Origin of the sequence: Neisseria sp. HMSC070F02, from assembly GCF_001814225.1 — a bacterium.
Lineage (GTDB): Bacteria > Pseudomonadota > Gammaproteobacteria > Burkholderiales > Neisseriaceae > Neisseria > Neisseria meningitidis.
Genome location: NZ_KV815341.1, coordinates 1 through 945, shown reverse-complemented (window position 1 = coordinate 945; position 945 = coordinate 1). Strand labels below are relative to the sequence as shown.

Below are 945 nucleotides of genomic sequence, written 5' to 3'. Positions count from 1 at the left end.
CTTGGATTCGGATTTCAAGTGCAACACTAGTGTATTAGTGGTTGGAACAGATTCAAGAATAAAACACTTGGCGTTTCGTAGCCAAGTGTTTTTCTTGGTCGGTGGTTCAACTCATCTTGAACCCTGCGTATCTCCCGATCACTGATGTTACGGAAATCGGTTTGTTTGGGGAAGTATTGCCGGATGAGTCCGTTGGTGTTCTCATTCAGCCCTTTCTCCCAAGAATGGTAAGGGCGACAAAAATAAGTCTCCGCTTTCAATGCTTTGGTTATTTTGGTGTGTTGGTAGAACTCTTTGCCGTTATCCATGGTGATGGTGTGCACCCTGTCTTTATGTGCCTTTAATGTCCTAACAGCTGCCCGGGCAGTGTCTTCGGCTTTGAGGCTATCCAATTTGCAGATGATGGTGTAGCGGGTAACGCGTTCGACCAAGGTCAATAATGCGCTTTTCTGTCCTTTGCCGACAATGGTGTCGGCTTCCCAATCGCCGATACGGGATTTCTGGTCGACGATAGCGGGTCGGTTTTCTATGCCGACACGGTTGGGGACTTTGCCTCTGGTCCATGTGCTGCCGTAGCGTTTGCGGTAGGGTTTGCTGCATATTCTGAGATGTTGCCACAACGTGCTGCCGTTGCTTTTGTCTTGGCGAAGGTAGCGGTAAATGGTGCTGTGGTGGAGCGTGATCTGGTGGTGTTTGCACAGGTAGGCGCATACTTGTTCGGGACTGAGTTTGCGGCGGATAAGGGTGTCGATGTGCTGAATCAGCTGCGAATCGAGCTTATAGGGTTGTCGCTTACGCTGTTTGATAGTCTGGCTTTGCCGCTGGGCTTTTTCGGCGCTGTATTGCTGCCCTTGGGTGCGGTGCCGTCTGATTTCGCGGCTGATGGTGCTTTTGTGGCGGTTCAGCTGTTTGGCGATTTCGGTGACGGTGCAGTGGCGGGACAGG

1 protein-coding gene is annotated in these 945 nt (G+C 51.1%); it reads right to left on the bottom strand.

Features of this window, described 5'->3' with window-relative positions; genetic code table 11:
* Positions 1 to 26 precede the first annotated feature (26 nt).
* On the bottom strand, positions 27 to 944 hold the full coding sequence (locus HMPREF2959_RS00340) for an IS30-like element IS1655 family transposase (protein WP_083314109.1): 918 nt from the start codon (positions 942 to 944) through the stop codon (positions 27 to 29).
* Between the last annotated feature and the right edge of the window lies 1 nt (position 945).